General features: G+C 62.4%; 27 protein-coding genes and 1 pseudogene. 10 read left to right on the plus strand and 18 right to left on the minus strand.

Annotation, left to right across the window (positions count from 1 at the left end):
• Position 1 precedes the first annotated feature (1 nt).
• The 3 genes from AB4099_RS12430 to AB4099_RS12440 form a co-directional block, all read right to left on the minus strand.
• Positions 2-547, minus strand: coding sequence for a (2Fe-2S)-binding protein (locus AB4099_RS12430; protein WP_441478311.1), 546 nt, complete (start codon positions 545-547; stop codon positions 2-4).
• Positions 544-3,366 carry a xanthine dehydrogenase family protein molybdopterin-binding subunit gene (locus AB4099_RS12435; protein WP_441478312.1) on the minus strand — a complete coding sequence of 941 codons (2,823 nt, stop codon included), beginning with the start codon at positions 3,364-3,366 and terminating at the stop codon, positions 544-546. The genes AB4099_RS12430 and AB4099_RS12435 overlap by 4 nt, the downstream gene beginning before the upstream one ends.
• Before the next feature lie 121 nt (positions 3,367-3,487).
• Entirely contained in the window at positions 3,488-3,640 is a 153-nt protein-coding gene (locus AB4099_RS12440; RefSeq protein ID WP_441478313.1) for a hypothetical protein, read from the minus strand.
• A 228-nt stretch (positions 3,641-3,868) separates the two neighbouring features.
• On the opposite strand from AB4099_RS12440, the gene AB4099_RS12445 reads away from it, so the two are divergent.
• Genes AB4099_RS12445 through AB4099_RS12460 form a run of 4 tightly spaced genes read left to right on the plus strand, consistent with a single transcriptional unit; the run spans position 3,869 to position 9,491 of the window.
• Entirely contained in the window at positions 3,869-5,416 is a 1,548-nt protein-coding gene (locus AB4099_RS12445; protein ID WP_441478314.1) for an N-6 DNA methylase, read from the plus strand.
• Positions 5,409-7,577: an ATP-binding protein gene (locus tag AB4099_RS12450; protein WP_441478315.1), complete on the plus strand. Its 2,169-nt coding sequence runs from the start codon at positions 5,409-5,411 to the stop codon at positions 7,575-7,577. Before AB4099_RS12445 ends, AB4099_RS12450 begins: the two co-directional genes overlap by 8 nt.
• Positions 7,570-8,667, plus strand: coding sequence for a hypothetical protein (locus AB4099_RS12455; protein WP_441478316.1), 1,098 nt, complete (start codon positions 7,570-7,572; stop codon positions 8,665-8,667). The genes AB4099_RS12450 and AB4099_RS12455 overlap by 8 nt, the downstream gene beginning before the upstream one ends.
• Positions 8,664-9,491: a hypothetical protein gene (locus tag AB4099_RS12460; protein WP_441478317.1), complete on the plus strand. Its 828-nt coding sequence runs from the start codon at positions 8,664-8,666 to the stop codon at positions 9,489-9,491. Before AB4099_RS12455 ends, AB4099_RS12460 begins: the two co-directional genes overlap by 4 nt.
• Positions 9,492-9,811: 320 nt before the next feature.
• On the opposite strand, the gene AB4099_RS12465 is transcribed toward AB4099_RS12460, so the two are convergent.
• Entirely contained in the window at positions 9,812-10,120 is a 309-nt protein-coding gene (locus tag AB4099_RS12465; RefSeq protein WP_441478318.1) for a hypothetical protein, read from the minus strand.
• Positions 10,117-10,362: a hypothetical protein gene (locus AB4099_RS12470; protein WP_441478319.1), complete on the minus strand. Its 246-nt coding sequence runs from the start codon at positions 10,360-10,362 to the stop codon at positions 10,117-10,119. The genes AB4099_RS12465 and AB4099_RS12470 overlap by 4 nt, the downstream gene beginning before the upstream one ends.
• Positions 10,363-10,593: 231 nt before the next feature.
• Here AB4099_RS12470 and AB4099_RS12475 point away from each other — a divergent pair, with 231 nt between their 5' ends.
• A complete protein-coding gene (locus AB4099_RS12475) occupies positions 10,594-10,815 on the plus strand; it encodes a hypothetical protein (protein WP_441478320.1) in 222 nt (73 codons plus the stop codon).
• A 5-nt stretch (positions 10,816-10,820) separates the two neighbouring features.
• Here AB4099_RS12475 and AB4099_RS12480 read toward each other — a convergent pair whose 3' ends face one another.
• The 8 genes and pseudogenes from AB4099_RS12480 to AB4099_RS12515 form a co-directional block, all read right to left on the minus strand.
• The gene (locus AB4099_RS12480; RefSeq protein ID WP_441478321.1) at positions 10,821-11,138 is read right to left on the minus strand and encodes a hypothetical protein; all 318 of its coding nucleotides are present in this window, start codon (positions 11,136-11,138) and stop codon (positions 10,821-10,823) included.
• A gap of 230 nt (positions 11,139-11,368) precedes the next feature.
• Positions 11,369-12,205, minus strand: coding sequence for a DUF4145 domain-containing protein (locus tag AB4099_RS12485; RefSeq protein ID WP_441478322.1), 837 nt, complete (start codon positions 12,203-12,205; stop codon positions 11,369-11,371).
• A 461-nt stretch (positions 12,206-12,666) separates the two neighbouring features.
• A complete protein-coding gene (locus tag AB4099_RS12490) occupies positions 12,667-13,308 on the minus strand; it encodes a hypothetical protein (protein ID WP_441478323.1) in 642 nt (213 codons plus the stop codon).
• 301 nt (positions 13,309-13,609) lie between these two features.
• Positions 13,610-13,767, minus strand: a pseudogene (locus AB4099_RS12495) (aminotransferase); the annotation flags it as partial.
• A 76-nt stretch (positions 13,768-13,843) separates the two neighbouring features.
• The gene (locus AB4099_RS12500; protein ID WP_441478324.1) at positions 13,844-15,208 is read right to left on the minus strand and encodes an FRG domain-containing protein; all 1,365 of its coding nucleotides are present in this window, start codon (positions 15,206-15,208) and stop codon (positions 13,844-13,846) included.
• A gap of 375 nt (positions 15,209-15,583) precedes the next feature.
• On the minus strand, positions 15,584-15,892 hold the full coding sequence (locus AB4099_RS12505) for a hypothetical protein (RefSeq protein ID WP_441478325.1): 309 nt from the start codon (positions 15,890-15,892) through the stop codon (positions 15,584-15,586).
• On the minus strand, positions 15,889-16,332 hold the full coding sequence (locus AB4099_RS12510; protein WP_441478326.1) for a hypothetical protein: 444 nt from the start codon (positions 16,330-16,332) through the stop codon (positions 15,889-15,891). Before AB4099_RS12510 ends, AB4099_RS12505 begins: the two co-directional genes overlap by 4 nt.
• Positions 16,333-16,484: 152 nt before the next feature.
• Positions 16,485-16,730: a hypothetical protein gene (locus tag AB4099_RS12515; RefSeq protein WP_113518228.1), complete on the minus strand. Its 246-nt coding sequence runs from the start codon at positions 16,728-16,730 to the stop codon at positions 16,485-16,487.
• A gap of 325 nt (positions 16,731-17,055) precedes the next feature.
• Between AB4099_RS12515 and AB4099_RS12520 the strand changes: the two genes are divergently transcribed.
• The 5 genes from AB4099_RS12520 to AB4099_RS12540 all read left to right on the plus strand — a co-directional run bounded on the left by AB4099_RS12520 (position 17,056) and on the right by AB4099_RS12540 (position 19,812).
• A complete protein-coding gene (locus AB4099_RS12520) occupies positions 17,056-17,370 on the plus strand; it encodes a hypothetical protein (RefSeq protein WP_441478327.1) in 315 nt (104 codons plus the stop codon).
• Between the two features lie 53 nt (positions 17,371-17,423).
• Positions 17,424-17,921 (plus strand): hypothetical protein, encoded by a 498-nt coding sequence (locus AB4099_RS12525; RefSeq protein WP_441478328.1) that lies wholly within the window; start codon positions 17,424-17,426, stop codon positions 17,919-17,921.
• A 3-nt stretch (positions 17,922-17,924) separates the two neighbouring features.
• Positions 17,925-18,101, plus strand: a complete 177-nt coding sequence (locus AB4099_RS12530) for a hypothetical protein (protein WP_162768430.1) — start codon at positions 17,925-17,927, stop codon at positions 18,099-18,101.
• Positions 18,102-18,268: 167 nt separating this feature from the next.
• The gene (locus AB4099_RS12535; RefSeq protein ID WP_441478329.1) at positions 18,269-19,276 is read left to right on the plus strand and encodes an ABC transporter substrate-binding protein; all 1,008 of its coding nucleotides are present in this window, start codon (positions 18,269-18,271) and stop codon (positions 19,274-19,276) included.
• A 191-nt stretch (positions 19,277-19,467) separates the two neighbouring features.
• A complete protein-coding gene (locus AB4099_RS12540; protein ID WP_441478330.1) occupies positions 19,468-19,812 on the plus strand; it encodes a hypothetical protein in 345 nt (114 codons plus the stop codon).
• A gap of 151 nt (positions 19,813-19,963) precedes the next feature.
• On the opposite strand, the gene AB4099_RS12545 is transcribed toward AB4099_RS12540, so the two are convergent.
• The 5 genes from AB4099_RS12545 to AB4099_RS12565 all read right to left on the minus strand — a co-directional run bounded on the left by AB4099_RS12545 (position 19,964) and on the right by AB4099_RS12565 (position 24,790).
• Positions 19,964-20,956 (minus strand): succinylglutamate desuccinylase/aspartoacylase family protein, encoded by a 993-nt coding sequence (locus tag AB4099_RS12545; protein WP_441478331.1) that lies wholly within the window; start codon positions 20,954-20,956, stop codon positions 19,964-19,966.
• 103 nt (positions 20,957-21,059) lie between these two features.
• On the minus strand, positions 21,060-22,055 hold the full coding sequence (locus AB4099_RS12550) for an ABC transporter ATP-binding protein (RefSeq protein ID WP_441478332.1): 996 nt from the start codon (positions 22,053-22,055) through the stop codon (positions 21,060-21,062).
• Positions 22,048-23,028: an ABC transporter ATP-binding protein gene (locus AB4099_RS12555; protein ID WP_441478333.1), complete on the minus strand. Its 981-nt coding sequence runs from the start codon at positions 23,026-23,028 to the stop codon at positions 22,048-22,050. The genes AB4099_RS12550 and AB4099_RS12555 overlap by 8 nt, the downstream gene beginning before the upstream one ends.
• Positions 23,025-23,846, minus strand: coding sequence for an ABC transporter permease (locus tag AB4099_RS12560; protein WP_441478334.1), 822 nt, complete (start codon positions 23,844-23,846; stop codon positions 23,025-23,027). Before AB4099_RS12560 ends, AB4099_RS12555 begins: the two co-directional genes overlap by 4 nt.
• Positions 23,847-23,854: 8 nt before the next feature.
• A complete protein-coding gene (locus tag AB4099_RS12565) occupies positions 23,855-24,790 on the minus strand; it encodes an ABC transporter permease (RefSeq protein ID WP_113518237.1) in 936 nt (311 codons plus the stop codon).
• Positions 24,791-24,873: the final 83 nt, after the last annotated feature.

Consider the following 24,873-nt stretch of genomic DNA (forward strand, 5'->3'; position numbering starts at 1 on the left):
GCTACGCCTTCACCAAGCCGGGTGTCCGGAGGACGAGATCGCGCACCGCCTCGAAATAGCGGACATAGCCGGTGCAGCGGCAGATATGCCGGTCGAGCGCCTCGCTGATCACCCCCTCCAGCGCCTCGCGCCGGACCGGGTTACGCTTCAGCTGGTCGAGCAGCACGGTGGCACCGGTGACGAAGCCGGGGGTGCAGTAGCCGCATTGGAAGGAGAAATGCTCGATGAAGGCCTGCTGGACCGGCGAGAGCTGCGTGATCGCGCCAGCGGCGTCGCGCCTGGCATGCCCCTCCACCGTCCTCACCTTGCGCCCGGCGAACCAGTGGGCGCCGGTGATGCAGGTGCGCATCTCCTCGAGTGAGCCGTCGCCCTTCTCGACGATCACGGTGCAGGCATGGCAGATGCCCTGGCCGCAGCCCATGCGCGAGCCGGTCAGGTTGAGATACTCGTAGAGGAAATCCTGCATCATCATCGTCTCCGGCACGTCGATGGGACCGACGGCCTCGTCGTTGATGGTCAGGGAGAGCGTGCGGGTCGCGATGCTCATGCCAGCGCCTCTCGGATCTTTTCGGGCGTGATCGGCAGGCTGTAGAAGCGCTTGCCGATGGCGTGGGCGACCGCGTTCACGATCGCCGGCACGACCGCGATCATCACCACCTCGGCCATGCCCTTGGGCGGATCGGTCTCCGAGAGCGGCGGCAGGATTTCGGCCGTCTGCGACCAGACCGCGACATCCCTGGAGGTCGGCAGCTCGTAGCGGTTCCAGTTCCAGGTGCCGTTGCCCGGCCCGTCCTCGTAGAGCGGCAGATACTCCTTCAGGGCGTGGCCGATGCCCATGGCGAGCCCGCCCTGGATCTGGCCGGAGACCAGTTCCGGCACGATCTGGTTGCCGCATTCGAGGATGGAGTGATGCGAGAGCAGGCGGACCTCGCCACTGCCGGTATCGACGGTGATCTCGGCGAGCGTCGCCATCGGCGCGTAATAGGTGACGCCGGCATTGTTGCGCTGCGTCGGCGGGTAGGAAACCGAGGCCCGCTCGACGAAATGCCAGCCCCCTTCCGTCATCATGGCCTTGCGCTCGGCCGGTGCTCCCTGGCCATATTGGACCGCCAGCGCATCGATGGCGAAGCGGCGGCGCCCGGCGCCCGGCAGTTCGAACTCCGCTTCGGCCCATTGCCAGCGGTTGAAGCTGTGCACGGTGACGCCGGTGACGAGGCCGAGCCGGTGCGCCTCGGCCGCGACCTCGGCAAAGGACAGGGGCTGCATCGCGGCCGCGTTGATCCTGCCGCCAACGATGCGCAGGTCCTCGCGACGCACCGCCTCCGGCGCCAGCTGGCCGCCGCCGATGCCGCGCGACCAGAGCGAGCGCGCGGCGGGCCAGATCGCGAGGTCGACAAGGGCGCGGGCCGCCTCGCGCGTCGCATGGCCGAGATAGTAGACGCTGTTGGAGGCGCTCATCGGCGAGGTGAAACTCGGCGTCCAGCGCGGGTTCACCATGCGCCGGTCCTCCTCCTCCTGGGAGAGCGTATAGGGCTCGTCGCTGGTCTCGAGCGGCATCTGCGGCCAGCGCACCTTGCCGAATTCGGTCTCGTCGGGTTGCCGGCCGAGGATGCCGGCGGCCATCACAGCCTGCGAGGTCGTGGCGCCGGTGCCGATCTCGTGGGCGACATGCGAGAGCTTAAGGCGGCCGCTGGAATCGAATGCCAGCGCACAGAGCGCCGCTTCGGCGCCGGTGCCGTAATCCTTGTGCACATGGCCGTAGCCGACGCCGTATTTCTTGCCGGGATTGGCGGCCTCGAAAGCGGCCTTGCGCTGCTGTCGCCCGGCCCAGAGCGGGTGCCTTTCCGCCCGCGCCAGGATCTCGTCATGCCGCAGCGCGCCTGAGGGGATCGCGCCCTGCGAGTTCTTCATGCCCGATTTCAGCGCATTGCGCCGCCGGAACTCCATGGCATTGAGGCCGAGCGCCTCGGCCGCCTCGTCGACCATCATCTCGGTCGCCGCCATGGTCTGCAAGGTGCCGTAGCCGCGCATCGAGCCGGCATCGACGGCGCGCGACGACAGGATCGTCGCGGAGAAATCGCTCTTCGGCAGGTAATAGATCGACTGCGCCGCCGTCGCGCCGACCGTGCCGACCGAGACCGAAAAATTCTCGCGCCCGCCGCCATCGTTGCGATAGCGCCCGGTCATCGCCCGGAATTGTCCGGTCTTGCGGTCGATGACCATGACCTTGTCCATCTCGAAGGCATGGCGCTTCAGCGCGGTCTGGAACTGCTCGTAACGGTCATTGGCGAGCCGCACCGGCCGCCCTTCAGCGTAAAGGCCGGCAAGCACGCAGTAGAACGGAAAGATCGCGTGGTCCTTGGTGCCGTAGCCGACGGTGTAGCCGATCTTGAGATCGATGCTGTTCAGCGGGAATCTCGACTTCGACACCATATGGGCCGCCATCTCGGCGACCTCGTGCGGGGATTGCGTGGCGATTAGGGCATGCAGGATGCCGGTCGCGCGCTCGTACCAGACATTGCCATTATCGGCCTCCATGGCCGAGGCATCGGCCGACTGGCTGGTAAAGGAGCGCCGCAGCACCAGCACGTCGTCACCGGCATTGGCGATCTCGCGCTCGATCTCGGCCGCGGCCGCCATGCCGCGCGCCATGGCGTCCCCGTCCCCGGCGGCGGGCCATTGCGGCTCATCGCCCTTGAAGCCGGTGCGAATCGTCGTGTCCTTGAGCGCGGAATAGCGGTCTTCGGCCTCGGGGCTTCCGCCGTCGATCCGGACATAGCGCGCCGCACCGTAAGGGCCGGGCGTGGTCGACGGGCCCTCCGCGCCGTAGCGCACGACTGTGTCGTTGAAGCGCAGCCTGCGCTTGGCCGCGTCATAGCGGGCAAAATCGTGATAGATCAGCAGCGCGACCGGCTGGCCGAGCAGGCGCGCGGTCTCACCCTTGGGGACGAAGAAGACATCGCCATAGAAGCCGGGCACCGGGATCGCGACGCCGTCGGCGACGAGGTCCTCGTGCAGCACCAGCCGATCCGGCTTGAGATCGTCGCCGAGCAGGCTGAGATCGACGCTGTCGAAGACGCGGTCGACCCGAGTCGCATGGAGCATGAAGGCATGCGCCTGCTCCTTCGGCCAGCCTGCGAGGTCGCGGGCGCGGTAATCGCGCGTAAAAGTCTTGCCGCCGGTGACCTTGGCGATGGCGTCGAGCCGGTATTTCGGCTTGCCGCCGGGGCCAAGCCAATCGGCTCCGGGATGCGGCGGCGTCTCGATCAGCTCCGCCCGGGTGGCAGACGACAGCAGCGAAATCCTGATGGCGACGCCGGCCGCGGCGGCCTGGAGGACGGTTCTGCGGGTAAGACCTGTCTTCACGCCGACACCCCGCTCGCTGACGAGCCGACTCTGCTCTCCCGCCGATACTATGAGCACAGCGCGGGCGCGTATATCGATATTCGAATTGGTCTGGTTTCAGGGATGGGGAGCGTTTCGCGGATCAGGAGTCTTGGGCCGGGATCTCGCCCGCGCGTTTGGCGAGATGGCCGCATGCGTCGGCGGAGACGTTGCTCCACCCCATCGCGCAGAAATTGTGCGGCGGGATGGGCAGGTCGGTCTCCAGCAGGCGCAGCGTCAGCTTCGCCCGACACATGGATCATCTTGCACGAGATCATCGCCGAGCCGGCACTCGCACGTCACCCACAACGGCAAGATCGAGGCCCGAAAGGGGCACGGAACCGACCTCCGCGGGCCATGGCAGGTCACACGGGGGCCGGCTTCAGGAAACCATCCACATTGCGCACAACGCATCTTCTCCATCGCCTTGCTCACCGCTGGCGGCGCGACCTATGGTGATTGAGCGATAATGGGGGGGGACGGCGTGCAGTTTGAAGCGAGAAAAGCGCTGGGGGCCTTCTACACCCCCGCAGATCTCGCCGCCCTCTTCACACAATGGGCTATTGATCAACCGGGCATGGAAATTTTAGAGCCGAGTGTCGGTTCTGGCGCGCTTGTTGACGCTGTACTCGCACGTTTTAAGCAGGTCGGTGACGGCACCGTTACCGGCTATGAGATCGATGAGGCGACTGTATGTCGGCTTGACCGCTTCAGGTCGGACCCGAGGGTGCATATAAGCCAGGCTGATTTCTTTGATGTCCCAGCCAAGCCTACTTACGATCTCGTCATTGCCAATCCGCCGTTCACAAGGAATCACCAGCTTTCTCAGAACGCGAAGCGGGGTCTGCGCAGCAGGAAGGAGATTCAGAGCGTCGTGCGCGGCGCCTCTGGGCTCTGGGTCTATTTTTTGCTCGCGTGCTTGCCACATTTGCGCCCGGGAGGACGGCTCGCGTTTATCGTGCCCGGTGCCGTTGAGTTCGCTGACTATGCTCAGTATGTGCTCGAATATCTTCGAACCACATTCGGGGTAGTTGAGATCGTTGCGATCGACGGAGCTATTGCGTGGGAGGGCGCGGCGCAGGAGAGAGCATGCGTCTTATTGGCTTCAGGATATCGTCGGGGTGAGGCAGCCACCGTTCTTCGTCGCTGCGCGACCACGCAAGGATTAATTGCTTCAAAGGGGGCGGGGTCAGGGGATGTTCTCCTAGCAGCGCATACAACCCTGGGCGATTTGGCAAAAATTGAAATCGGCTCCGTAACTGGGGCAAACGACGTATTCCTACTCCGTCAAACGGATATTGAAGAAGCAGGCCACAAGCCAACCGACTTTACACTCGCGGTGGCGCGCGCTCGCCACGTACGCGGCATTTCCGTCAGCGCCGATGATCTGCAGTCACTGGCCGATCGGGGCGAACGCACTTTACTTTTTAGCCCTGAAGAGCTGGGTGAGCGTGGCAACGCTGTCCGATCGCATCTCGCTCAAGTCGGAAAGGCGAGACGTCGCAGCACTGCGTGGTTCAACAAGCGGACACCATGGTGGAAAGTGCAGCTCGGTCCCGCGTTCGACGCTGTCCTCACCTACATGAACCACACGGGCCCTCGCTTGGCCTTAGTCGGACCGAAGATCGCCGCGACAAACACCCTTCACAAGGTGACTTTTTACTCTCGGAACATAGAAGAACACCGTACAGCATGTGTGTCTCTCCTAAGCACCTACAGCCAATTGCACGCAGAGACGATCGGACGAATTTACGGTGGCGGCGTCCTCAAGTTCGAGATCAAAGATGCCCGTCGGGTACAGTTACTGTTGCCCACGGCTCCGATTTCGGCTGCCGTTTTCGCGCGTATCGACACCGCATTGAAAGCCGGTGCCTTCGACACGGCCCGCGAATTGGCCGATGCCGCGATCCTTCCAGAGTTCTACGGTCCGGGTTGGCGTGAGGCGCAATCGCAAATGAAGGTTAGCTTGATGAGACGGCGCGAGATGCGCGGCTCCCACGCTGATAAGAGCAGAAGAGGCACGCGTGTCTGAGAGCCACAGCTTCAGTGCCGATGCAGGCGTCATCGCGCGCCTTGGCCGCGAACTGGTCGGACGGCAGGAAACCGCACTGACCGAACTCGTGAAAAATGCTTACGACGCCGATGCCACACAAGTAGACGTGTTGCTCGAGACGCAGGGATCTCGCGCAACCGCCTTGGTGATTACCGATAACGGCACCGGGATGTCGAAGGAGGAGCTCGTACGGGGGTTCCTGCGGATCGCGAGCAATGCAAAGGTCGAGCAACCTCGCTCTACAATCTTCGGGCGAAAACGTGCTGGTCGCAAGGGCATCGGGCGTTTTGCGACTGAACGGCTGGGCAGCTCTCTTGAGTTGGTCACCCAGGTCGAAGACGACGCTCCGGGTCTGAAGCTGGACATAAATTGGGACGACTTCGCCGCGGGCCGCGAGTTGAGCAGCGTTCAGGTAGCAGTGAGCGGCGCGCCGGCACGAGCACGAGGGACCTCACTTCGTATCGAAGGCCTGCGCGACGGCTGGACGGACGCGCAACTGCGCCGCTGCCTTATGAACCTGAGTGGAATCCTTCAACCATTTCCCGTCGCTCCAGTCGCCGGTGATCGACACGCAGATCCTGGATTCGACGTTCAATTCCGCCGTGGCGGAGAACTCCTGGAAGACACGGTCATTGCGGACCTTCAGTCACAAATCCAAGTTCACGCTACTGCGATTATCGATGCGCGTGTCGATGCAAAAGGTCTCGCCGAATGGCGTATTACCAAGAATAAATTCGGGCCCGACCGGGACTGGTCGGCGATTTATCATGCCTCAGGCCCGGTGCAGAGGTATGAACATCTCCGTAGCGCCCAAATGCGTGCGTACTATTTCGTTCTTTCAGCGGAGACGCTGCCAGCACTCGTCTTCTCGCGCATTCGGGCCCTGCTTGGTGAGTTTGGGGGCGTTCGCCTCTATAGAAACGGCTTTCGCGTAGCGCCGTACGGCGATCCAGACGACGATTGGTTAAATCTCAACAATCTATATGCGCGACGGAGTGAGACGTTAGCGCCAGTGGCCAACCGCAACTTCTTCGGTGTCGTAGAGATTCAGGACTCTGACGGCACACATTTTGAGGAACGGACTTCGCGAGAGGGACTAGTCGATACACCGGAGTTTGAGGAACTTCGCCGACTTCTGCCAACCGTCCTAATCTCTGCAGTCAATACCATAGCAGCTGATCGCGGGCGGATCGGCTCTCCCGCTTCCCGCCAGACCAAGTCAAAGCCGACTGCGGGCGGCATTGTCGAGCGCAGCATAGAGAAACTCGCCAGCTTGATCGTCAATGTAGAGGCGCGGCCCCATCCGCCATCGAAGGCAATCGTCGAGAGCCTGCGGGAAATTGAGCAGGACCTAGTCCAGGGCGAGCAGGCGCTCGTACAAGAAGCCGAAATGCTGAGATTTCTGGCGAGCATCGGCCTCGCCAGCTCCGAATTCACACACGAGATCAGAATGACGTTTCAGGCCTTCGGCTTGGACATGGACGCCATAATCGAGTTCGCCCGAAATGCATCTAAAGAGAATGAGGCAGTAGCGGAAGCTGCCGCACGTGCCGACAGCGCACGCGAACGGGTGGAGGCATTCACCGGTTACTTCAGCGAAGCGATGGCATCGCGGAACCTTCGCACTCGAACACCCGTAAGTCTTAAACTAGCCGTCCTGGATTTCGTGCGCGGCGTTAAGCCGATCACCGATCGGCAAGATATCATCGTCAGCTCCCGAGTTCCGGACTTAGACCCACTATTTACCGCCCCCATCCACGAAGCTGAACTGTCGTCAATTCTGCTGAATCTGCTGACCAACTCGATCAAGGCAATCAAGCGGAACGGTGGCAAGCGAGAGATACTCATTGAAGCGAAGCGAGAGTCCAACAAACGGCTGGCGCTTCGATTCTCGGACTCGGGCGATGGAGTAGCAGAGGAGCTTCGGGAGCAGATCTTCGAACCGTTCGTAACGACGCAAACGGCTGCTCCAGCAATTGCTTCTGAATTGCGACATGCCATCGGCACCGGGCTCGGCCTATGGATTCTAAGTCAGATCATCGAAAAGCTTGGCGGCGAGGTCGCGGTGGTCGATCCCGCTACCGGATTCGCGACCACATTTGAGATACTCCTTCCCGACGAAGAGGCTGAGAATGGCTGACGCCCGAGTCTGGATGATTGTCGATGATCAGCTCAGAGATGCTGAAACCTTTGCCGCTAGTTTCGAGCGTGCATTCCCAGTAGAGGGGTACGTTTGGAAAGCGGCGCAGGCCGCCGACGCCCAAAACGATCTTCTTCGAGGGAATAGACAAGATATCGCGGGCGTCTTCGTAGACGTTGATTTGTCGAGCGATGGCAAAGTTATCGGGACAGGGCTCGGACTGGCGCAGAATGTCAGAGCACGGCAAAAGAACAAAAAGGAAAAGGTACCAGATTACCCTATTTTTCGATTCGCGAACCCTGACCCTGTCCGCGAATACATTGGCGACGACCCCGCCAGCGACGATCTATTCGATTTGCTAGTGTCCAAGGATTATGCCCGCGGCAACCTACGGGCGGTCGCCGAACAGGCGACCGCGGTCCGTTCCGTCTACGACGGCTTGAGTGCCTCACCGCCTGCCGATTTGGCCCAGTTCGCTCAAGCCTGCGGCCTCGATTTCGATCAATTCGAAGTGTGGGGCGATGTACGCCTTTGGCAGAAACTAAGGCTCGGGCTGGCAGATACCTCCACGACACACGTCGCGGCGGGAACCTTCGTTCGCACGTTCTTGCTTCCTGAAGGATTGCTGGTTGGCGAGGAGGTCATGGCTGTCCGGATGGGCATTGATCGGGCTAATTCCCCAGGATGGCCTATCATTCGCGATTCCCTCGCTGGGGCCAAGTACAACGGCCTCGGCGCTAATGGCTTCACACGATGGTGGGCGCGCGGCATAAACGCCTATTGGCTGACGCATGATCAGGATGAGTATCTCCACCAACGGACGTCTCGTGAGCGCGTTGAGAAGCTTCGTGCCGCAACTGGCGCAGAACTAGTACATCTTGAGCCGTCAGCGGCATACTGGCGCTTGTGCGCTTTGTCTCGGCGCAGGGGGGAGTTGAGACCCATCGACCCGGCACGTGCGCTCACGCTCCTTCAACGCGTACCTCAGGATCCTTGGATCGATCCGGAGCAGGCCGCTCCCGACGTCGCAGCGATGATGCGAGGCGATGCTCGCGTCGACCCTGACGAACTAGCCAGAGTAATCAGATGAGCCTGCCTATTTGGTGGTCCAGTGCGTTTACCGAGCTCGAACGCCTTGCGATCAGATTGGAGGCCCGCTCGGAAACCGTACACACCGGCGCCGCGCTTCGGTCTGAAACGAGCGGCGCCAAGGCAGCGGCGACGCAGATGCTAACCGACCCGGATAACAATAGGCGCTACCGGCGCATGCGGTTGCGCAACATTCCGGTTCCCTGCCCTACGAATCAAGGCCTGCACCCAACCGGTGCAAAGCTGTCCGCCGCAACCGTCTCGATCGTTTACGAACTTTGGGAAGAGACCAACGGGTTCGTCCGCTTCAACAACGACCCGCTAGACCGCCTCCGTAAAGCAGACATGCAAGTTCGGGTTAGTGGCGTCGTAACATATGGTAGCAGGACCGTATCGGTTGAGGATCATTGGCGGGTTGATACTCACTACTTCGGACAGCCCTCTGCCGATCCACATCCTTGGATCCATTATCAGCGAGGCGGTCATGCGCAAGACGAGTTCGCAGCAATCGCTGGCTTTCTACCGGGCGAGTGCCTCACTGAATCACTCTTCGATCCGGATGTACCGCTGACGGGTTTGATGCAATCCCCTGCGCCACGGATCGCCACGCCTCCTCTTGACCCCATATGCGCGATTGATTTCGTTTTGGCGCAGCATCGTGGTTCGCTCTGGGCTAATTTATGGTCTGACGTTGACTATGCTGGATTGATAAAAAACGCCCAGAACCGCTTGTGGGAGCCTTGGTTTGCCGCCCTGAACGATAGGCAGCATCGCCGGCATCTCATGCCGTTTTATGGATCTCCAAATCCCGGAGCAGCAAGGTAATTGTTGGCTCGCTGCTCGAAGGGCTGCCTGTGGAGCAATGGCGCCGTGAGACCGGCTTAGCTTGAGATATGGAGCACTCCACAACTTCATCGCAGTGCACATTTTTGTCCGCTGGATGAGGTCACCTCCAGCAAACGGCCCAAACTTCAGCAAGAGACCAGCTTCTGTCGTCAGTTCCGCGCATTGCGGCCTAGATCGGCACTCCACGACAGGCTTTGTCGGAAGCCGTTGCGGCACGGAACGGGAAACACTTGGATTCCGTAGCCTCCACCGCTGACAGGAGATGGGCAGAGGAGCGCGAACCTCGGCTCCCCGCGCCCCTAACTCAGCCCCGCCCACCCCGGATCGAACGCCCCCATCACCGCCTTGATCTCCTGCATCCTCGCCGGCACCGGCGGCTTCTTCAGCCTGCCGTTGGCATCGTCGCCCACGGTTCCGCAGACCGGCAGGATGCTGATCTCGTCATCCATGGCGACTGCGGTGAGACCGAAGCTGTAATCGGGGAAGCGCGCCTTGAGATGAGCGAGCAAGCGTGGCTTGGCCGCGCCGAACTCCGCCTCCCGGCCGAGCGGAGGGAAGATGACGAACTGCGTGGTGTGCTCGAGCCCGTCGCTCCAATGGCGGTTCATGCGCTCCTCCTGACGGTCGGCACGAGGGTGGTGGTCGTGCCGAGCCCGCCGCGCTCGCGGCAGACCGAGCAGGAGAACCGGTTGTGCAGGCCCATCAGGGTGCGCGTCCCTTGCCCGATCACCTCCTGGATCGCGCCCGGCCACATCCGCTTCGTGCGCCCGCAATCCTCGCATGGGATCTCCAGCAACGCCCGCACCGCCGCCCTGATCTCCAGCAGCGAACGCGACCGGGGTCTGATCAATCGCAGGGCTGCTGCTGCATATGCTGCTGCATTGCCGGGGCATATGCCGGAGGACTATTATAATTCGGTGTCAGCATAAGCCATTGAGAACGCTAATGAAAAACCGCATTTCGGGGCGGTTTTTCTTTGGCAACATGAGGGTTGTGTGGCGTTCCTCAACCCTCTGATTTCGTTGAAGAACGCTCAGCAACGTTTCGCCTCGGCGGCGAGCGGACGCGACAAGGACGCAACATGGAAAGCGACAACGAGGCTGGCATCCTGCACGGCTACGATGCCATCGCTGCTCACATCGGGATCGGCACCGAGGCCGCTCGATATAGGGTGCGCACCGAAGGCATGCCTTTGGTCAAGAGCGGCCGCCGCGTGTGGATACGCAAGGTGACACTCGACGCCTGGCCCGCCGAGTGCGAGGCGAAGGCGCGACAGCCGCAGGAGCCGCCGCCCTTCGGCTGAGGGTGCTACTTCTTGGTCGGCGCGGACTTGGTCTGCTTGTCCCGCAACTCGCCGCCCTGGCTAGACAAGTATTGGCCGATCGCAAAGTGCGTGACGGCAAATCGTTGGCCATGGTCGGCCTTGATCTTGTCCCGGGCCGCAGCCACCGAGGCAACCGCGCTAGCCTGATCATTGTACTTCTGGCTCACAAAGGTCGTATTAGGAAGCCGGCGCTCTTCGCCGCTTGCGTTGGTATAGTGATCGTCCCATCCCTTCTCGGCGAGAGTGGTTGCGAACTCGGACTGGAAGCCGTTCGTGTCGTAGGTGATGAGGTAGTGGGCCATAGCGTTCCCCTTTGTTTAGACAGGCGGCCTCAGAGGTCCGCGTCACACCTCAGCTAGGGGGCACGTTTCATCTCCGCGAGGCCCATTCTCGCCGCCCTGACCTTGCGCAACTGTCGCTTGCATCGGAGCCGGGAAATCTGAATTCGCGCGCGCGAAAAGGCTTTGCACAAGCCACTTCGCTGACGACCCCAGGCCCCGGTTGCTCAATGCTCATTTGCTGTTCGCACCTCCTATCTCGATGCAGCGCCCGTGAGCCTGGCAAGAGCCTCGAGGGGGTCAGGGTCAGGCGCATCCGGCCACTGATCTTTGATCGCCTGAGGCAGCTCATAGGCGACGTGCAGGAAGAGCTTCAGGAACTCGACGAACTGCTTGGCCTCGTCAGGGTCCCCGTCAAGATCGTGGGTGGCGTCGGCGCCTAGCTTGCGAAGCTTGTGTGCCCATTCGCCGAGCGCGCCTGTCAGCAAGCCTAGCTCGGCCAGGGCGTTCACTCGGGTGAAGATGTCTTCCTTTGGCCGCTTGCCATTCGGCCGTTCGGGATCCGGATCGTCGGGCCGGTATTTTCGCAGAAGGTCCTTGGTAGCCACGTCGAGGATTGAGCGACATCCGGCGATGATCCGACCGGCCGTACGGCCGCGGACTACGTCTTCCTGGAGCTCAATGAAGGGAGCCTGGATCTTTTCGGGCCAGGACGGGTGTGCGTCGAACTGCACTGGTCGCGGGTAGCTGACCAGAACGTGAAACGCCTTCGCAGGAATCCGATCTTCGCGATGGCGCTCCAGGTTAAAATTCTGGAGCCGATAAACGAATTCGAGCGAATCCGTCAGCATCACGAACAGTACGGCATGGCCGCAGTTCGGGCAGCGAGACAGAGCAACAAACTCGGTGGCGCTTTCGCTTGGCCTTAGGCCACCGCGCGAAAGGCCCCCAGTCCTCCGAGTGAATTCAGTCCACAGCGGCGGCAGGTCGTCATTGATCGGGCGTTCTCGGTTCTCGCTTGCTTGCGAAATCACAAAATCCTTGAGCTCGCGGCAATGCGGGCAGCGATGTGAAACCTGGAGCAGAGCCATGCGGACCTCAGAGAGAGCGTCGCCGGACCAAGTCCGGGAATCGGTCGAGGCTATCTTCGACGCTCGCCTTACGGAAGCGGTGGCCGCGATCAGAGCCGATCTCATCGCCCTGGATGCTTGGATAGTCGCCTCCTAGTGGAGAACTTCAGCGGCCGATGGCTGGCTAAATTATCCCTTCCGATACAGCCGCTCGAAATTGCCCAACGGCCGCCCGACGCAATTGCAGGATCCTGGGACACACGCAGCAGAAGCGTCCTTATCGCTTAGCTCTATGGGATAGTAGCGTTGCGCTAGTTCTATTCCCACACCGCGACGATGCGAGACATCAAGAGCAACATGGGCAGATGACCAAACGCTCCTTGGCCGGATGTTCCTAACGATTATTTGATAGCCAGCCTTCTCCGATCGGCCGCGCTACAATTCGACAAGCACTATTCCGGCGCAAGCGCTTGGCGGCACGATCAAGTATCCGGCGGATTCATTGCCGGATCTCTGAGCTCGATCATTTTTAGATTGGGAACGTCCTCCCGAGTGAGCGGCAGCAGCGCATTTAGCATCGACTCCTCAAATTTCTTCTGAAGATCAGCATTTTGAATACCCTGATGAAGTTTAATTGCAGTCTTCAGGTTTTGTAGCTTTTTGGCCAGGGTATCCTGCTCTGCCGATGCGGCTTGCGCATGCTTTAATCGGCTAGTTGCCTCCCGGTGGAGCAGATAATCATGTGCCGACATGATTGTTTTAAGAGTCTTTTGAGATATAGCGGTTCCAAATTTTAATGCGACATCGATAGGGCTGTTAAATCGAAACGCTATTAGCTCAGTATCAAAACTTTTAGGAGATACGGCGCGAATGAATTCGGATATACCGCTTATCTTATTTTCCAGATCGCCTCTGAAATCTGTGGATTCTGCGAGCAGATTCCCATAATCGACATTGACATAAGAACCAACAGAAATTTGTGTCTGAATTTCCACTAAACGAATAGCAAAGGTCTGAATTTCTAGAAATAGCTTCGCCGCGTCGAGGGGCTTCCATCCCATTTCCGGCTTATCGAATGAAAAAATCACAACTTGGGAACGGCGCTCGTCAGACTCAGTCTGCATAAATCCAAAACCTCCAATTCGTCCCGCATTCCAGTCCAAAAAAACCTAATAAGATTTAAAGACTTCACTGCGCCAGCGCGATCGGCGGAGCTTAGATGCCCCACTCTCGATCGTTTTGCTGCTGGAATTGGAAGGGTGTTGATAGGTTCGCTTCGAATCCATCGCCGCGGATTGCCATCACGCTTGCACGCCATCATCGAGAAGCTTCGCGAAGCCGGCTGGCTCACTCGCTTCTCAGTTACCTGACTTGGCATCACGGCCTCCAGGTCCTCCCGAATGATCCAACGCAAGTGGAATTCAGCTAGCAGCAGCCGCAAGGCTCGCTACCGCCGGTGCCGTGCGCGATTTCCTTGGTCTGGACGCCATCTCGACGGCGCCGAGCCTGCCCAGCAAGCTTGCAGCGTTGAAATGGCCCATATGAGCGATGCGGAATGCCTTGCCGCTATAGTCGCCGATGCCCACCCTCTCGAACTGCATGCCGCGAGGCTATCAACGAGGCTTTCGATAGCTTGCCCCCCCAACAGGTCACATGCGCTTAATCTACCGGTTGCAACAGGTGTTCATCACGAAGATGCACGGTGGTCTGGTCGATGCTCGGATAAACCGTCGTGACGTTTATGTTGATCGCGTCGAGCTGGCCCAGAATGTGAGCCTTGTTTGTGACAGTGATCCGAGCAACCTCGATACCCTCATTGCCTCCTTCGGGCAGCGTGGCTTCATGTCCGAACAGGAGGAATGCGCCGGACTGCGACTTGATCCTGGAGTTCGTCCGTTTCGCTTTCACGCATACGACGGAGCCGAGATCGTCAGGCTTTATGCAATCCTCGAAATAGCTTTTCTCCGCCTTGATGTGGTGAAGGAGTTTGCGGACGGCATCCTGATCATTGAAGTCGGCAACGTCCTTGCTTAGGTCGATCTGGCTCTTTTGCCCGTGGGTCAGGTTCGAGAGGTTCGCAAGGCAGCTGACGGTATCGGAATCGAAGTATTTCACCTTACCTTGCTTGATCCGAAAAATGATGACCTCGCCATTTTTCTCCATCAGCTCCTTTTTGGAGTGACACGCGAAAAAGAGAGCGACGAGAGGATTTCCCGAGATATCCAGCAAGCGTGTGGGAAGGCCGTAGTGCTGCATGCGCACTAGTCGATCGAAGCAGTATTGATCGGCATGAAACTCCTCATGGTGGGCGATAAGCACTTCTTTGCAGAGGCGGTCCTCCGACGGCATGAACTTCCATGAGCCGTTCGGCCATTTTCTCAGCAGCGAAGGCGTCAGCTCGAATGTCGCGTCTTCATGACCTCGATAGAATGTCTCGGTCTCGGGCCTCTTTTCCTCATCGAACAGAATTTTGAGGAAGGCCTCGACGCTGCCGGCTTCGCCGATCTTGTTCTTTCGATGGGGTGGGGGCTCGGCGCCCTGACCTTGCGGACCGCGCAGCAACCGCTCGACCGCTTCCTGCTCTCGAGGAGCAAGCTTGGCCAGCCGAACAAGGATGTCCCGGTAGTCTCCCGGCCGGACTGCCCAATGAGTTCGATAGACCTGAGAGGTGACAATTCCGAACGCATCACGTGCGCCTTCGACGCTCGAAAACTCGACTTCGCCAAAATTCACCTGGGTGGTGAAGTCAGTCGAGACGGTTTTCTTCTCTGCGCGGGTGTTGCGGATGTAGCCGAACCGGACCAGCATCGTCGGCTTTTCCGGCCCGGTATCGATCTCACTGCAGAGAAATGTCGGCAGCTTTTCTAAAAAGGAGAGCGCCGTAGCATCCAGCACGGCCAAGCCCGGTTCAACATCCGTTGGCGTGTGCTCGAACATTCGGCCGCGGCCCATTTCGAGCACGGCTTGATCGTCCTCCAGCCACGCTCGATTTCCGAACGAGATGTAATTGAAGTTGTCGGCCATCATTCCTCGTCTAAGGTCCGGTGCCGCGCCCCCGTTAGCGCCTCACGTTGAGCGGCAAAGTCTTGAAAATTGCCTACCCCATCATCCGATAAACTAGCCCCAATCCATACTACAAGCGTGTAACGTCTAGGGCTGCGCATCCCGTAACCGGGCCTTCCGAGCGTTCGCAAAGGGCCAGCTCCGGCCTCGTCCCAAAGCCGCCAATTGGACTGCCCGAAAGCGGATCTTCCGCGAGTCAGGTTAGGGCCACTCTTGGCCCTGACTAGACTGCTCGAAAGTAGACTCCCTGGAGGTCCGGAACGGGCCAACTCCGGCCACCAGACACCGTTCCTCAAGAGTCTCAGATAAACCAGACCTCTCCACTGCCCGCCCCCCTTAACTCAGCCCCGCCCCCGCCGGATCAAACGCCCCCACCGCCGCCTTGATCTCCAGCATCCTCGCCATTGCCGGCGGCTTCTTCAGCCTGCCGTTGGCATCGTCACCGACGGTTCCGCAGACCGGCAGGATGCTGATCTCGTCGTCCATCGCGATCGCGGTGAGGCCGAAGCTGTAATCGGGGAAGCGCGCCTTGAGATGGGCGAGCAGGCGTGGCTTGGCGGCTCCGAATTCCGCCTCGCGGCCGAGCGGTGGGAAGATGACGAACTGCGTGGCTTGCTCGAGCCCGTCGGTCCAATGGCAGTTCATGCGCTCCTCCTGAAGGTCGGCACGAGATTGATGGTCTTGCCGAGCCCGCTGCGCTCGCGGCAGGAGCAGGAGAGCCGGTTGTCGGGACGCATCAGGATGCGCGTGCCCTGCCCGATCCCCTCCTGGATCGCGCCCGGCCATATCCGCTTCCTGCGCCCGCAATCCTCGCATGGGATGTCCAGCGACGCCCCCGCCGCCGCCCTGATCTCCAGCAGCCGCGCCAGTGCCGTCGGCGTCTTCAGCCCTCCGCTGGCATCCTCGCCCACGAGACTGAGGCTGTTCCGGATGCGCTCACGGATGGCGTTTCGCGCCTCGCCGGACACGCCCAGCGTCCCGAGCACGAAGCCCCGGAAGAACGGCGCAAACGCGAGGGGTGTCTGATCGATCGGCGGGATGCTGCAGCATAGCTGCGGCATATGCCGGGGCACATGCTGCGGCATGGCCGGGGCATGCCTCCGGCATATGCTCCAGGCATGCCAATCACAATCACAATCACATACAACAGTATCTAACGATCCTGTTGTAGGGCGCGCCGGGGCGCCGCCGGCCGTGGTCCGATCCTGGATGGCCTGCAGTCGGTTCGCTGGAATAGTCATGCGCTCCTCCTGAAAATCGGCACGAGGTTGATGTTCTTGCCGAGCCCGCCGCGCTCGCGGCAGACCGAGCAGGAGAGCCGGTTGTGGAGGCCCATCAGGGTGCGCGTCCCCTGCCCGATCACCTCCTGGATCGCGCCCGGCCACATCCGCTTCGTGCGCCCGCAATCCTCGCATTGGATGTCCAGCGACGCGACGTAAGACAGTTCGGGCCGCTCACCACTTCCCGAATAGGCCAGGCTCATCACACATCCCTTTCGTTCCTGTTTCGTTCTCATTTAAGCCAGAGGGCGGGGGACAAGTCGAGTCTCGATCGACGGCTCGCCCCGGGCGATTTCGATAACTTTCATTATTGACAGGACGATAATTTAAGTTATCGTTCCTGCATCGAACGGAGAGGCGCGCCACCCATCGGGTTGGCAGCGCCCTCCCCGGAGGAGAGCGGGATGACGGGGATGAGCGAAATCAGCTTCGCAAGCACGGAAGGCGCGGGGGCGCGCATCGGGCGGCCGGCGGAACATGCCTCCCCGTGCTGCACCGGGCGCGCAACCGCGCTGCCGGGGGCCTGAGATGGCCCGCAGCTTCCCCATCAGCATCGAGACGCTGGAGCTCGGCCATGACGACCGGTCGGAGGGATTTTACGAGCTGGTGATCGGCACCGACGCGGACGCCACCTTCTTCGATCTCCAGGCGATGACCAGCGACGGCAAGACCGTCCGCTCCGGGGAGTGGCGCTGGGGCATGGCGCAGGAATGGATCGCGATCCAGGCGCTGCGGAAATTCAGCCAGCTGCATGAGGCGATGATCGAGGCGACGAGCCCTGACGCCCGCGCCGCAGCCTATGCCGACTTCAGCCGCGCCCGGCGCCTTGAGGCCGCGGAGTGAGCGCCATGGCCATGACGAGCCTTTCCAAACCCACCGCTTCCGAGGATTCGCAGATGACACCGATCGCCATCAGGGAGGCCTTGCGCAGCATCGCGGGGGAAGCCGGGCCGGCGGCCTGGGCCGATCTCTCGGTCAGCACCGAGCACCCGGATGAATCTGCCGTGCGCGGCGTGCTCTACCCCCAGGGCATCGCGGCCGGCCACTGCATCCATGGCCGCGGGCCGGGTTTTGCCGAGGCGCTGGACGATCTCCGCAGCAACTGGGCGCAGGCCCGTGCGCTCACGGACAAAAACAGCATCCGCAGGATGGCGCTCGCAATCATCGAGATCACCGGCGACCAGGGCGAATGCGCTGATGCGGCGCTGCGCGGCGCCGGCTTCGACCAGCAGCAGATCGCGCGCCTTGGCGCGCTGGCCTGCTCGGAGGCGACCCGGCTCGCCGCCGGCGGGCCGTTCCGGATCATCACGATCACGGGCGCGAATGCGCAAGCCGCCGGCCTGCTCGCGCCGTTGCGCGCCGACATCACCCACGACCTGCCGCTTGGAGGCTGAGCGATGGCTCCGACCATCCTGGAATATCTGATCGCCGCTTTTGTCGCCCTGATCCTTCTGGGTGCGCTGATGATGCTGTTCATCCGCGTGCTGTTCTGGAAGCCGATCCCGGACGAGGACTGGTCGCAGCACAGCGACGAGCGACGGTTCGAGCAGCGCTATCGCGACGCGGGCGAATGATGCCGCGGCGCGCAGAGCGGCACCCGGCGGAGCTTGCTATCCAATGGCGCATCGAAGCGTATGATGAGGGGCCGCCCGTGTCCGGCATATCCTTCGACGAGAGAGCCTCTTCTGCTCTGGGCTCGGACTGGCCGAGCGCGGCAGCGACAGGCCCTGTGGAGGGACCGATGAAGCCAAGCTGGCGTCTCGTCTTCAGCCCCATCCTCCTGGTCAGCCTTGTTCTGGTGATCAGTCTTGTTCTCTTCGGCAGCTCCGCTCAGGCGCAGCAGGCGGCGCGCAAGCCCGCCCGGATCGGCTGGGTCTCCGTGTTCCCGCTGGCTCAAGTGGCGAGCTATCTTGGCGCCTTCCGGAGCGGTCTTGCGGCCGAAGGCTATGTCGAAGGCCGGGATGTCGAAGTCCTCGCCCGCTCGGCCGACGGGAAGCCGGAACGGCTCTCGGCCGTCGTCGACGAGCTGGTTGGCCTCAAGCCCGATGTGATCATCTCCCAGGGCACGGCCATCTTCGGCCTGCTGGGGGTGACCGAGATCCCTGTCGTCTATGGCTTCAGCGGCGACCCCGTCGCGGCTGAACTCACCGACAGCCTGGCCCGCCCGAGCCGGAACCTGACCGGTGTCAGCTTCATGGCGATCGAGTTGAATGAGAAGCGGCTGGATCTGCTGCGGATGGCTGCGCCACAGGCCAGGAGGGTCGTGCTGATGGGCGACCCCGTCCATCCCGGTGCCGATCTTGAGATTGCCGCGTCCCAGGCCATGGCACGCCGGCTCGGGATGGAGCTCCGGTGGGTGCCGACCCGCAATGTCCAGGAGGTCAGCGAGCTTCTTGCGAGCCTTGCCAAGAATCCGCCGGACGCCCTCGTGGTGCTGCCTGACAGCGTCATGCTGGCGAGCCGGAATCAGGTTGCCGCGTTCGCCTCGGAGCACCGGATCCCGGCCCTATCCGGCTGGAGCATGTTTGCCCGAAGCGGCGGGCTCCTGACCTTTGGTCCCCGCCTCGAGGAGAGCTTCAAGAGGCTGGCCTATTATGCCGCTCGCATCCTCAAGGGCGCCAAGCCCTCCGAACTGCCGGTTGAACGATCCTCCGAGTTCGAACTCGTGCTCAACCTCAAGACGGCAAGGCAGATCGGTCTCACCCTGCCCGATTCCCTGATCGCCCTGGCTGACGAGGTCATCGAATGACGTCGCAGCGGGGCTGCCACGCGGTGAGGACGACCTGAAGCGGGCACGCACTGACGCTCCCGGCAGGGCTGCAAAGGCTCCGGCCGGATCAAGGGCCGCGTCGTGGATCCCCTGAAGCCGCTTTGAAAATCGACAGTTGCACCGGACTATGCTGAGCTTGTCGCTGTCGGGTCGCGGGGGCTTGAGTCGCCATGAGAAGTCAGGCCTTGCTCGCGCTGGCGCTGGGGGCGGCCCTGTCGGGCTGCGCCAATTCCGTGCTGATCGATATTCCCGACGGCATCAATGCCCCGACCGGGCCGATCAAGTACTCGGTCGAGAAACTCGGCCTCTACAGCTATCTCCTGAAGATCCACACCAAGCGCGAGTTTGACGAGCCGCGCGCCTCGGTGGTGCTGCGCATGGATTCCTTCGCGAACCGCTATGCGTCGACGATCTGTCCGTTCGGCTTCGACTTCAACGACAATTCCGATCCGCCGGGCGGGCTGACCGACCGCCTGCTGCAGACCCAGAAGACCTATTCCTTCACCTGCTTCTGAGGCCGGGCAGAAGGCGGCCAAAGCATCGGACCGGAAATCGTATCCGGTCCGATGCTTTGGCCATTTGTGTTTGCATCGGCATTCCCGAAAACCGCAATCCACTTTTCGGGCCGATGCTTTAGCGCCCCTGCCCCGCCGACAGAGCCTGCGCTCAGAGCGTGCGGGTGCTCTTCACCCCGAAATAGCAGATGCCTTCGCCGGGTTTTGCCGTGGCGCTGGGGAAGATGATGTAGCCGGCCTCCGGCGCCGTCACGGCTTCGCCATTGGCGCGGCGCGCGATGACCTGGCCCTTGGCGAGCGCGTCGCCGGTCTTCCAGTCGCCCTCGACCTTGTCGCCCTCTGCCTCGCAGATGATCACCTCAGTGATGTGGATGACGGTCCGGCCGGCGGTCGTCGGCGCCGGGGCATCGATCAGGCCGAGATGGGCGAGCGCGTTCAGGATCGCGGCATAGCCGATCTCGATCGAGGCCGGGTCGTCATGCGAGCCGCATTCGAGCGTCACGCCATAGCCGCCGGCAAAGCGCATATATTCGGTCGTGCCATAGCCCTCGGTCACCGAGAGGCGCGGCAGGTTCAGCTCCTCGCGCGCCGCGATCAGCCTGGCGTAATTGTCGAGCCAGCCATGGATCACCACGGGCACGCCGAGGCAGGCGGCAAAGGCGCCTTCGGCCTCAGCCTGGCTGAACGGCTCCAGCTCGCCCCGGTTGTCCTCGGGACCGAAGAAGACGAAGGGCTCGCCCTCGCCCCGGAAGGAATGGACATCGAGCAGAACCTCGTGCTGGCGCAGCAGCGCGCAGATGTGGTTGCCGATCCGGTCCTCGTAATTCGCCGGCAGCGGCTTCTCGCGCATGTCGCGGTTGAGGTTGCGGTCGCCTTCGCGGGTCTTCAGGCGGTAGGCCTTGGGGTTGGCGATCGGCAGGAAGGTGACCTCGCCGCGGCGAATGACCAGCTTGCCGGAGCGGCACTCCTCGATGACGCGGCGGATGGCGTTGGGGCCGCAAGTCTCGTTGCCATGGACGGCGCCGAGCACGATCAGTTTCGGGCCGGCGTTGAGGCCGGTGAAGCGGATGCTCTCCAGCGGCCCGTCATCGAGGCCGGCAGCGGCCTGAGCCGGGGCGGAATGGTTTGGCATGGGTTTCGCCATGGTTTCTTGTCCTTCGAATGATCAACAATGCCGTCGCGGTTGTTTGCATCGGCTTTGTCCCGAAAACCGCAATCCACTTTTCGGGCCGATGCTTGAGGGCCGCTCAGACGAGTTCGGCTGCCCTGATGCAGCGGACCTCGTGCGGGACTGCATGCCCCTGCCCGATCGAGGCCAGCGGCGGTGTCGGCAGGGCGCGGCAGCCCTCCCGCATCTCCGGGCAACGCGGGTGGAAGCGGCAGCCGGAGGGCGGCTCCAGCGGGTTCGGCACCTCGCCCGACATTTTTACCGCCAGCCCGTGGTTGAACGGGTCGGGGATCGCGGCGATCAGCGCGCGGGTATAGGGGTGGCGCGGCTGCGTGAAGATCGTGTGCCAGTCGCCGGTCTCGACGATCCGGCCGAGATACATCACCGCGACGCGGTCGCTCATATGCTCGACGACACCGAGATCATGGCTGATCATGATGTAGGAGAGCGAGAGCGTGTCCTTGAGCTCGAGCAGCAGGTTGATGATCTGCGCCCGGATCGAGACGTCGAGCGCCGAGACCGGCTCGTCCAGCACCACGATCTTCGGCTTCAGGATCAGCGCACGCGCAATGCCGATGCGCTGGCGCTGGCCGCCGGAGAATTCATGCGGATAACGCTCGGCCTGCTCCACCCGCAGGCCGACATGGCGCATGATCTCGGCGATACGGTCCTCGACCTCGCTCTTGGTCGTGACGCCATGCATGCGCAGCGGCGCTTCCAGCGTCCGGCGCACCGACTGGCGCGGGTTCAGCGAGGAATACGGGTCCTGGAACACCATTTGCGCGATGCGGGCCCGCGCCTTGCGGTCGACGCCGGGCGCGGCGATGTCCTGCCCGTCGAGGATGACGCGGCCGCGCGTCGGCGCCTGCAGGCCGAGGATCGAGAGCGCCAGCGTCGATTTCCCGCAGCCGGATTCCCCGACCAGCCCGAGGCATTCGCCCTTGCGCAGCACGAGATCGACACCGTCGACGGCATGGACCGTGCGGCGCTTGCCGCCGAACAGCCCGCCGCCGAGATCGAACTTCACCTCGAGGTCCTCGACCTTGAGGATGGTCTGGTCGCCCGTGTCACTCATGATGATGGCACCTCACCAGGCCGTCATGCGGCAACGCTGTCACTCCGGGATCCTGCGCCACGCAGATCTCGGTCCTGGCATAGCAGCGCGGATTGAAGCGGCACCCGTCCGGAAAAGCCGTCACCGCCGGCACGACACCGGTGATCTCCTTGAGCTTGTGGCGGCCATGGCGGGCGCGTGCGCCCAGCAGCGGCAAGGAGGCGACGAGGCCCTTGGTATAGGGGTGGCTCGGCGTCCGAAAGACCTCCTGCGCCGGGCGCTGCTCGACGAGGCGGCCGGCATACATCACGCCGACGCGGGCGCACATATTGGCGATCAGGCCAAGATCATGGCTGATCATCAGCACGGCCGTGCCCTGCGCCGCCGAGAGGTCGCGGATCAGGTCGAGGATTTCGGCCTGGACGGTGACGTCGAGCGCGGTCGTCGGCTCGTCGGCCAAGAGCAGGTCCGGCCGGCAGGCGAGCGCGATCGCGATCATCACGCGCTGACGCATGCCGCCGGAAAGCTGGTGCGGGAAATCCTTGACGCGCCGGTCCGGCGCCGGGACGCGGACATTGGCGAGCGCCTCGACGGCCTTGGCTTCAGCCTCGTGCCAGGTCGCGCCCTTGTGCAGCACGAACATCTCGGCGATCTGGCGGCCGACCGGCGAGAGCGGGTTCAGCGCCGTCATCGGTTCCTGGAAGATCATCGAGATGGCGTTGCCGCGCAGCTTGCGCATCTCGCCCGCCGACAGGTTCTGGATCTCGCGGCCCTTGAAGCGGATCGTGCCGCCACCGATCGCGAGCGGGTGCCTGAGCAGGCCGATCAGGGAGAGCGCGGTGATGCTCTTGCCGCAGCCGGACTCGCCGACGAGGCCGAGCGTTTCGCCGCGGCCGATGGTGAAGGAGACATCCTTCACCGCCGGAAAGCGCCTCGCACCGACGATCAGGTCGAGCCGCAGGTTCTCGACTTCGAGAAGTGCCTCGCCACTCATGCGCGTCGCGCCCGTGACTGCGGATCGAGGATGTCGCGCAGGCCGTCACCGAGCAGGTTCAGCCCGAGCACGGTGACGAAGATCGCCAAGCCGGGGAAGACCGAGATCCAGGGTGCCGTGGTGATCTGGTCGCGCGCGTCCGAGAGCATGCTGCCCCAGCTCGGGAAGGGCGGACGGATGCCGAGCCCGAGGAAGGAGAGCGCGGCTTCCGCCAGCACCGCGCCGCCCATGCCGAGCGTGCCGATGACGATGATCGGCCCCAGGATGTTGGGCAGGATCTGCGTCACCATGATGCGGATATCGCTGTAGCCCAGCACCTTGGCGGCCTGGACATAGCCCTGGTTCTTGAGCGAGAGCGTCGAGGCGCGCGAGAGCCGGCAGGTATAAGACCAGTTGGTCAGGCCGAGCGCGATCAGGAGGCTGGTCAGGCCGGGGCTGAGGATCGCCATGATCGCCAGCGCGAAGATCAGCGAGGGGATCGCCAGCATCATATTGGTCAGGCCGCTGACGAGATCGTCCCACCAGCCGCCCCAATAGCCGGCCGACAGGCCAAGCGCCACGCCGATCACCGTGTTGATCAGCTGCGAGACGATGCCGACCGTCAGCGAGATGCGGGCGCCGTGCAGCACGCGGCTGTAGATGTCACGGCCCTGCGCATCGGTGCCGAACCAGAATTCGCTGCCGGGCGGAATCTCGGCATTCATCAGGTTGGCGTCCATGACCGGGTCGGTATGGGCGAGGAAGGGGGCGAAGGTACCGGCGACCACGACGGCCGCGAACAGCACGCCCCCGATCACGAGATTGGCTCTGAATTTCATCGGCACCCTCAGGTGTATCTGATGCGGGGGTCGATGATCGCGGCGAGAACGTCCACGAGCATGTTGACCAGCAGGAAGAACAGCACGATCACTAGGATGCAGCCCTGCACCACCGGGATATCGCGCAGCGAGACGCTGTCGACGAGCAGCGAGCCAAGGCCCGGCCAGGCGAAGAGCTTTTCGACCACGACGGCCTGGCCGATCACCGAGCCGAATTGCAGGCCAACCGTGGTGAGCACGATGACGAGCGCGTTGCGCGCCAGATGCCACTGCACGACACGGCGCTCGCTCATGCCCTTGGACCGGGCGGTGCGGACGAAATCGGCATTCATGATCTCGAGCACGGAGGCCCGCGTGGTGCGCGCCAGCAGGGCGAGCGGCGCGACGCCAAGCGCGATCGAGGGCAGGATCAGGTTCTTCATCGCGCCGTCGCCATAGCCGAAGCTCGGCAGCCAGCCCAAGGTCAGCGCGAAGAGATACATCAGCATCAGGCCGAGCCAGAACTTCGGCAGGCTGAGGCCGGAGACGGCCGCCACCATCGAGACCATGTCGATCCAGCTGCCCGGCCGCAGCGCCGCCAGGAAGCCCAAGGGAACACCGATCGCGATCGCAAACAGCATCGAGGCGAAGGCGAGCTGCAGGGTCGGCCAGAGACGTTCGGCAATCAGGTGCCAGACCGGCTGGCGGGTGCGGAACGAGGTGCCGAGATCGAGCGTCACCAATTGCCCGATATATTTCACGAACCGCGTCGCGACGGGCTGGTCGAGCCCGAATTGCTGGTTCATGCGGGTGACGGCTTCCGCATCCATGACAGTGCGCCCGTCAGCCATCTGGCTGGAGGCGAAGCTGCCCGGGATGACGCTGAACAGCAGGAAGATCAGCGCCGCAACGGCAAGCAGAATCGGGATCGCCTGCAGCAGGCGCCGAAAAACATAAGACAGCATGCAGAACTCCTGGCCGCGAACTCTTGGCCGCGAACTCGTGGCCGCGAACGCCCGGCAGCGAAGGCCGCCGGGCGCCAGGCTCT

It is taken from the genome of Allobosea sp. 2KB_26 (assembly GCF_052115715.1).
Taxonomy (GTDB): domain Bacteria; phylum Pseudomonadota; class Alphaproteobacteria; order Rhizobiales; family Beijerinckiaceae; genus Allobosea.